The sequence below is a fragment of the Pedobacter sp. genome (assembly GCF_035566355.1).
Taxonomy (GTDB): domain Bacteria; phylum Bacteroidota; class Bacteroidia; order Sphingobacteriales; family Sphingobacteriaceae; genus Pedobacter.
The window spans coordinates 1-8,598 of record NZ_DATMRL010000272.1 but is presented as its reverse complement, the minus strand read 5'-3'; the positions used below and the strand labels follow the sequence as shown (position 1 = coordinate 8,598).

At 42.4% G+C, this 8,598-nt stretch carries 8 protein-coding genes; 7 read left to right on the top strand and 1 reads right to left on the bottom strand.

The window, feature by feature from the left end; all coding sequences use genetic code 11:
• The 7 genes from VNZ46_RS10800 to VNZ46_RS10770 all read left to right on the top strand — a co-directional run.
• Nucleotides 1-611 (top strand): OmpA family protein (locus VNZ46_RS10800; RefSeq protein WP_325560172.1); only part of this gene is annotated, 611 nt, incomplete at its 5' end.
• Between the two features lie 129 nt (nucleotides 612-740).
• Nucleotides 741-1,199, top strand: a complete 459-nt coding sequence (locus VNZ46_RS10795) for a MarR family winged helix-turn-helix transcriptional regulator (RefSeq protein ID WP_199076060.1) — start codon at nucleotides 741-743, stop codon at nucleotides 1,197-1,199.
• Complete coding sequence (locus VNZ46_RS10790) at nucleotides 1,177-3,540, top strand: 3-hydroxyacyl-CoA dehydrogenase/enoyl-CoA hydratase family protein (protein ID WP_325560173.1); 2,364 nt, start codon at nucleotides 1,177-1,179, stop codon at nucleotides 3,538-3,540. Before VNZ46_RS10795 ends, VNZ46_RS10790 begins: the two co-directional genes overlap by 23 nt.
• A gap of 25 nt (nucleotides 3,541-3,565) precedes the next feature.
• Complete coding sequence (locus tag VNZ46_RS10785) at nucleotides 3,566-4,744, top strand: acetyl-CoA C-acyltransferase (protein WP_325560171.1); 1,179 nt, start codon at nucleotides 3,566-3,568, stop codon at nucleotides 4,742-4,744.
• Between the two features lie 47 nt (nucleotides 4,745-4,791).
• Nucleotides 4,792-6,582: an acyl-CoA dehydrogenase family protein gene (locus VNZ46_RS10780; protein ID WP_325560170.1), complete on the top strand. Its 1,791-nt coding sequence runs from the start codon at nucleotides 4,792-4,794 to the stop codon at nucleotides 6,580-6,582.
• A gap of 118 nt (nucleotides 6,583-6,700) precedes the next feature.
• Complete coding sequence (locus VNZ46_RS10775; protein WP_325560169.1) at nucleotides 6,701-7,204, top strand: FKBP-type peptidyl-prolyl cis-trans isomerase; 504 nt, start codon at nucleotides 6,701-6,703, stop codon at nucleotides 7,202-7,204.
• A 10-nt stretch (nucleotides 7,205-7,214) separates the two neighbouring features.
• Nucleotides 7,215-8,153 (top strand): FKBP-type peptidyl-prolyl cis-trans isomerase, encoded by a 939-nt coding sequence (locus VNZ46_RS10770; RefSeq protein ID WP_325560168.1) that lies wholly within the window; start codon nucleotides 7,215-7,217, stop codon nucleotides 8,151-8,153.
• Here VNZ46_RS10770 and VNZ46_RS10765 read toward each other — a convergent pair.
• The coding region (locus tag VNZ46_RS10765) for an FAD-binding domain-containing protein (RefSeq protein ID WP_325560167.1) at nucleotides 8,150-8,598 on the bottom strand (449 nt) is incomplete at its 5' end. The two genes, VNZ46_RS10770 and VNZ46_RS10765, sit on opposite strands and share 4 nt — an antisense overlap.

The window sequence follows — 8,598 nt, the reverse complement described above, 5'->3', positions numbered from 1 at the left end:
ACCCGGTTGCTTTAACTTATGATGAGGCTTTAGCTGCTAAACAAACTGCTGATGCTTTAAAAGGTGACCTGGATGCTGCAAAAGCAGACAATGCCCGTTTAAGATCAGAAATGAATGATCTGTTGAAAGACAGCGATGGTGACGGTGTAGCAGATAAACTGGATAAATGCCCAGGTACGCCTTCTGGTACAGTAGTAGATGGTTCAGGTTGTCCACTAGTTGTTCCTGCTCCGGTGATCAAAGAAAAAGTGATTGTTACTGAAGCAGACAGAAAAGTAGTGAACGAGGCAATCAAAAATCTTGAATTTGATCTTGGAAAAGCAACCATCAGACCTAAATCTTATCCTACTTTAAATAGAGTTGCGGCTTTATTGGTAGAGAAAAACTTTAGCCTGAAATTAGCAGGTCATACCGATAATACTGGTTCAATGGCTTTAAACCTGAGATTATCTAAAGACAGAGCGGAGTCTATCAAAGCTTATCTGGTTTCTCAAGGTGCTAATGCATCAAGAATCGAGGCAACTGGTTATGGTCCAAACCAACCAATTGCAACCAATAAAACAAAAGCTGGACGTCAGAAAAACAGAAGGGTAGAATTTACCTTGTTCTAAGACTGTAAGCAGTTGATTTTTAAAGCCGCACCTTTAAAGGTGCGGCTTTTTTTTGTGCTTTTTTTGATGAAATTATACTTGCTTTAAAGTTTAATATTCATTAGCTTTGTTATGCAAGCATAATAATTAATGAAACAGCAGGAAACAATAGATTATTTTTTAAAAGTGGTTTGGCAGAATGTGTCCAACAGCTATAACCAGATTGCTTCGGGATTTGGTATAACACAGGCCATTGGTTATGTGTTGATTAATATCGAGAGAGAAGGTACTGCGGTTTCCAAACTGGCCGGTCTTCTTGGTGTAAAAGCAACCAGTTTGTCCAGAATGTTAAACAATATGGAAGATCTGGGGTTAATTTACAGGGAAACTTCTGCTGGTGATAAACGATCAGTAAAGGTTTTCTTAACAGACCTTGGCCGGGAGAAGAGACAGATGGCGAAAGGTGTGGTGATTGCTTTTAATGAGTACCTGAACGAAAACCTCAGTGTACAGGAAAAAAGCAATTTGCTGCTTACCCTGCAGAAATTGAATAAACTAACTTTAGCATATACAAGTACTACAGATGATGATAAACAAAAAGATAAATAAGGTAGCAGTTTTGGGCTCAGGTATCATGGGTTCACGTATTGCCTGTCACTTTGCGAATATAGGTGTAGAGGTATTGTTGTTGGATATTGTACCCAAAGAAGGACCCCGGAATGGTATTGTGGATGCGGCTTTACAAACGGCGGTAAAAACCAATCCTTCTCCGGTTTATTCTAAAAAGGTTTTGAACAGGATTACTACCGGTAATTTTGAAGACGACATGGCTAAGATAGCTGGCTGTGACTGGATTATAGAGGTTGTTGTTGAAAATATTGATATTAAGAAGAAAGTTTTTGAGCAGGTGGAACAGCATCGTAAGCCCGGTACCCTGGTGACTTCAAATACATCTGGCATTCCAATTCATTTAATGGCAGAAGGAAGGTCTGATGACTTTAAAGCTAATTTTTGTGGCTCCCATTTCTTTAATCCGCCAAGGTATCTGCGTTTGCTGGAGATTATTCCTACAACGCAGACTAAACCGGAAATTGTGGATTTCCTAATGCATTACGGGGATAAGTTTCTTGGGAAAACCACTGTGCTTTGTAAAGATACTCCTGCATTTATTGCCAATAGGGTAGGCGTTTATTCTATTATGGCATTATTGCACCTGGTAGAGAAAATGGATCTTACGGTAGAGGAAGTGGATAAATTTACCGGACCCGCACTGGGCAGACCTAAATCGGCTACTTTCCGGACCACGGATGTAGTTGGATTGGATACGATGGTTAAGGTGGCGAAAGGCTTGTATGACAACTGTCCTGAAGATAAGGCACATGACTTATTTAAATTGCCGGCTTATGTAGAGAAAATGGATGCCAATAAATGGCTGGGCGATAAAACAGGTCAGGGTTTTTATAAAAAAACTAAAAATGCGGAGGGCAAAACAGAGATCCTTGCGCTGGACCTTAAAACACTGGAATACCGTCCTCAGGAGAAGGTTAAATCTGCAACGCTGGACTTGACCAAGCCGATGGAGAATGTAAAAGACCGGATGAAGATTTTTGCTGCGGGCAAAGACAAAGCTGCAGAACTCTTCAGGGCTTCTTCTTTCGGTTTGTTTGAATATGTGTCTGACCGGATTCCTGAAATTTCTGATGAATTGTACCGGATAGATGATGCTATGAGGGCCGGTTTTGGATGGGATTTAGGTCCTTTTGAAATTTGGGATGCTGTAGGTGTACAAGCCGCATTGGAAGGGATGAAAACTTATGGACATCAGGCAGCTGCCTGGGTACAGGAAATGCTGGCTGCGGGACATACTTCTTTCTATAAAGTAGAGGATGGTGTGAAGAAATATTATGATATTCCTTCTAAATCTTATAAAGCTGTGCCCGGGGCTGAAGCCTTTATTATCCTGGATAATTTGCGTGCAAACAAAACCATATGGAAGAATTCTGGTGCTTCAATCATTGATCTGGGCGACGGGATTCTAAACGTAGAGTTTCATTCAAAAATGAATACGATTGGGGGAGATACTTTGCAGGCGATTAATAAAGCAATTGATTTGGCAGAAAAGGAGTACAGAGGGCTGGTTATTGGGAACGATGGAGCTAATTTCTCTGCCGGGGCCAATGTTGGAATGATCTTTATGATGGCTGTAGAACAAGAGTGGGAGGAGTTGAACCTGGCGATCAGAACCTTTCAGAATACGTCTATGCGTATTCGTTATTCTTCTATTCCTGTGGTCGTGGCACCGCATAATTTGACACTGGGTGGTGGATGTGAATTCAGTTTGCATGCAGACCATGTGCAACTCAATGCGGAGACTTACATGGGACTGGTAGAGTTTGGTGTGGGTGTGATCCCTGGCGGAGGTGGAACCAAAGAGTTTGCCTTGCGTGCTTCTGATGAGTATAAGGAAGATCAGATTGTGCAAAATGTATTGAAGGATCGCTTCCTGACCATTGGAATGGCGAAAGTATCTACTTCTGCGGTGGAAGCTTTTGAACTGGGATATTTGCAGCAGGGTAAATATGCCATCAGTATGAACAGAAGCCGTTTGATTGCTGATGCTAAAGCTAAGGCCATTGAGCTGGCTGAGGCGGGCTATACACAGCCGGTTAGACGGAAAGACATTAAGGTTTTGGGAAAACAAGGCCTGGGAATAGTATATGCAGGTGCAAATACCATGTATTCCGGACATTATATTTCAGAACACGATAAAAAAATCTCAGAAAAATTAGGCTGGGTGATGTGCGGTGGGGACTTGTCTTCGCCAACAGAGGTTACAGAGCAATACCTGCTGGACCTGGAAAGGGAAGTGTTCCTGTCGCTTTGCGGAGAACGCAAAACTTTGGAACGGATACAGAGTATCGTAACTAAAGGAAAACCGCTAAGAAACTAATTAAGATCATTAAAAAGACATAGACATGCAGGAAGCATATATTATAGCAGGATATCGTACAGCTGTGGGCAAGGCCCCTCGCGGTGTATTTCGTTTTACAAGGGCAGATGATTTGGCTGCTGAGGTGATCAGGCATCTGGTGGCTTCGGTGCCTAATCTGGATAAAGCGCAGATTGATGATGTGATTGTAGGTAATGCAACGCCGGAGGCGGAGCAGGGTTTGAACGTGGGAAGGATGATTTCCCTGATGGGCCTGGATACGGATAAGGTGCCAGGTGTTACGGTGAACAGGTATTGTGCATCTGGACTCGAGACTATTGCAACAGCAGTGGCTAAGATCAGAAGCGGTATGGCAGATTGTATCGTTGCCGGCGGTGTGGAAGTGATGTCGGGTATGCCTTTTGGCGGCTGGAAAGTAGTGCCCAATCCTGAGGTGGCAAAGAACAATCCGGATTGGTACTGGGGAATGGGTTTAACTGCAGAGGCTGTGGCTAAAGAATATAAAGTGAGCCGGGAAGATCAGGATGAGTTTTCTTATCATTCCCATCAAAAAGCAGTAGAAGCGATCAAAAATGGCCATTTGAAAGATGGTATTTTACCCATTACGGTGCATGAAAATTACCTCGATTCGAATCTTAAAAAGCAAAGCAGGGAATACGTGGTCGATACAGATGAGGGGCCAAGAGCCGATACCTCTATAGAAAAACTGGCGAAGTTAAAGCCTGTTTTTGCTGCAGATGGTTGTATTACAGCGGGAAATTCTTCCCAGACCTCTGATGGTGCTGCATTTGTGCTGGTGGTTTCGGAGAGTAGACTGAAAGAACTGGGGGTTGCTCCGATTGCAAGACTGGTGAGTTATGGCATTGCAGGTGTACCACCAAGGATCATGGGGATAGGGCCGATATATGCCATTCCAAAAGCCCTGAAACAGGCCGGTATGAAACTGGAAGAACTGGATCTGATTGAACTGAATGAGGCTTTTGCTTCACAGTCTTTGGCTGTGGTGAGGGAATTGGGGATCAATACCGATATTTTGAATGTGAATGGTGGGGCGATTGCGTTAGGGCATCCATTGGGTTGTACTGGAGCAAAGTTATCTGTACAGTTGTTCAATGAACTGAAAAGAAGAAATAAGAAATATGGTATGGTGACCATGTGTGTGGGCAGCGGACAAGGCGCTGCAGGTATTTTTGAGTTATTATAAAAAAACAGATCTGATCATTTTTAACGATCCGCAAGGAAATAAGTATTATGGAAACTACAGATAAAAAAACGATAAAAGGTGGCGAATTTCTAATTAAAGACACCACTTATCAGGAGGTTTTTATTCCTGAAGAATTTGATGAAGAACAACGGATGATTGCACAAACCTGCCGTGATTTCCTGGCGGCAGAGGTTTATCCTAACCTGGACCGGATTGATAAACTGGAAGAAGGTTTGATGCCTTCTTTGCTGACTAAAGCTGGTGAGCTGGGTATTCTGGGGGTTTCTATTCCTGAAGAATACGGTGGCTTTGGTAAAAATTTCAATACCTCTATGCTGGTTGCAGATGTGATTGGTGCCGGACATTCTTTTGCGGTCGCTTTATCTGCACATACGGGTATTGGTACTTTGCCGATCTTATATTATGGAAATGAAGAACAGAAAGCAAAGTATATTCCTAAACTGGGAACTGGTGAGTGGAAAGCAGCCTATTGTTTAACGGAGCCAAATTCGGGATCTGATGCGAATTCCGGAAAGACAAAAGCGAAGTTGAGTGCGGATGGTAAACATTATATCATCAACGGACAGAAAATGTGGATCACTAATGGTGGTTTTGCTGATGTATTTATTGTGTTTGCGAAGATAGATGATGATGCAAATTTAACGGCTTTTATTGTAGAGCGGGAATTTGGCGGAGTAACCATGAATCCTGAAGAGCATAAAATGGGGATCAAGGGCTCTTCTACCAGACAGGTTTTCTTTAATGATTGCCCGGTACCGGTAGAGAATATGTTGTCTGAACGTCAGAATGGGTTTAAGATTGCTGTAAACATTCTGAATATAGGTCGGATTAAATTGGCTGCAGCGGCTATCGGGGCTTCCAAATCTGTAATTGATACTGCAGTAAATTATGCCAATGAGCGGGTTCAGTTTGAACGTCCGATTTCAAAATACGGAGCGATAAGGTATAAGCTTGCTGAAATGGCCACTAAAGTGTACGCTGTAGAGTCTGCAAATTATCGTGCGGGTCAAAATATTGATGATGCTTATGAAGCTTTGGTTGCCGGCGGGATGGATGCCAGCAAGGCCAAGCTGAAATCAACAGAACAATTTGCTGTTGAGTGCGCTATTTTGAAAGTTTGGGGATCTGAGGCACTGGATTATGTGGTAGATGAGGGTGTTCAGATTTATGGTGGTATGGGATTTTCTGCTGAGGCGCCTATGGACAGGGCTTACAGGGATGCCAGGATCAACAGGATATTTGAGGGCACCAATGAGATCAATCGTTTACTGACGGTAGACATGATGCTGAAGCGCGCAATGAAAGGAGAGCTGGATTTGATGACACCTGCAACTGCGGTGGCCGGAGAACTGATGTCTATTCCTGATTTTGGTGAGGAGGATACAACCTTATTTGCTGCGGAGAAAAAGATCATTAAGAATCTGAAAAAAGCGACCTTAATGGTGGCTGGGTCTGCAGTACAGAAGCTCATGATGAGCCTGTCTAAAGAACAGGAGATCTTAATGAACATTGCAGACATGGCGAGTTATGTGTATGTAGCGGAATCTGCGATGCTGAGAACAGAGAAACTGGTGAGCCTGAGAGGAGAGGAGGCTTGTGCCGGACAGCTGAACATGATGAGGATCTATTTTGTGGAAGCGGTAGATGCAGTTCAAAAAGCGGGGAAAGAAGCTTTGTGGTCTTTTGCGGAAGGCGATGAATTGAGAATGATGATGGTTGGATTGCGCAGATTTACAAAAATGGAACCGTTCAATGTAAAGGAATTACGTCAGAAAGTAGCGCAGGAACTGATTGCTGCAAATAAATATTGTTACTAATTATCCCCGTCTCGAATGATTCAGGCGTCTCCATATCTGTGGGGGCGCCTTTTTTATTGATTTGTTAAAAATGGTTAAAAATTGTTCTATCCCTAATAAAAGACTATTTTTGTGCATTATGTTAAAAAACAAGATTTTATTGGTTGCAGTTGCTTTTGCAGGCATAATATCTTCCTGTAGTAAGGATACCCCTTATGACAAGAGCGCTCAATTTAAGATCGATTCAGCGTTGATTGAGAAGTATATTGTGAACAATGGAATCAAAGATGTTAAAAAAGAAAAAGGCGTATTTTACAAGATTGTTAACCAGGGAACCGGCACAGATCAAATTGATTTGACGGATACACTTGCTTTATTTTATGATGGACGAGTATTGGGGGCTGTAAAAGCCTTCGATTCTGTGGCAACAGCTACACCCCGCAGTTTTGTATTAAAAGATGTCATATTGGGCTGGCAGATTGGTGTCCCGTTAATTAAGAATGGAGGAAGGATTCGTTTGATCATTCCTTCAACACTGGCTTATGTTGACCGGCCAGTTGGTCCAATCCCTGCGAATTCAATTCTTGATTTTAACATTAATATAAATCAAGTTACAAAAAAGAAAAAAACCATAACCCCATAAATAATTAAGAATGCTTAAAAAATTATCAGCATCATATATAGTGGCTATTACAGGCCTGTTGGTCCTATTTGCTTCCTGTAAAAAAGAATACGAATCCATTCAGGATACGGATGATTCTAAAATTCAGCAATTTATATCGTCAAATAACCTGACAATGGTTAAGGATTCTACCGGGTTCTATTCATCGGTGACAAACCCTGTTTCAGGAGATCTGCTGAAAAGTACGGATTCTGTATTGTACCACGTTAGTTTGAAATCTATGCAGAGTGGGACGGTATATTATGCAGATGCTGCAAATGGAAATTATGGTACATTGGTTGGCTATACGAATAGTGTGTCTATCTATACGTCTACCACTTCGACAGGAATTGCTATTGAGGGTATTAGAAGGTCATTGCTGAAAGTTATTCCGGGTGGTACCCTAAGACTTTTGGTGCCTTCTTATCTTGCTTTTGGAAAGAATGGTTCTTCTACACTGGGTGTGCCTTCCAATGAAGTTTTAGATGTAACCGTGACCACTTTCCCTTATAAGAAACAGAGTGATCTTGATGATAAAAAGATTACCGATTTTATAGCTGCAAAGGGTATTACAGGTGCTGTAAAGGATCCGGCAGGTATTTATTATGTGATTACAGAACCTGGAACGGGAACGGATGTGATCAACCTGGGGACAACTATTACGGCAAAATATACAGGAAGATACCTGGATGGAACAACATTTGATTCCAATACTGATGGTACTTTTTCAACCACATTAACCAGTGTGATCCAGGCTTGGGGCAGAACCATTCCACGTATCCGAAAAGGCGGTAAAATAAGGATCATCACACCTTCACGCTGGGCTTATGGAACTGCGGGATCTTTGAATTCCTCAACAGGTCTTTTAACAATTCCGAGAAATGCTGTTCTGGATTTTGATATTGAAGTTACAGATGTAGCGAATAACTAATTAAACTTATCCAGTGCATCCTTAAATGTGCTCAGGACTCGTTCTCTGGCAAAAGCATGTTCAACAATAGGTTGAACATGCTTTTTTGTTTTGTAAGCGGGTGCCCACCGGTAGATATAGGTCTGATCCGGGTCAAATTTTTTGGCCTGCAGTTCTGGATTGAATACCCGGAAATACGGAGCTGCGTCATTACCGCATCCACAAGCCCACTGCCATCCACCAACATTACTGGCCATTTCATAATCGAGTAGTTTTTCTGCGAAATAGGCTTCTCCCCATCTCCAGTCGATCAAGAGGTGTTTGGTTAGAAAACTGGCTACAACCATTCTGACGCGGTTGTGCATATAGCCTGTTTGATTGAGCTGTTTCATCCCGGCATCTACAATGGGGTATCCGGTTTCACCCTGGCACCAGGCTTCGAACTCCTTTTCGTTATTCCGCCATT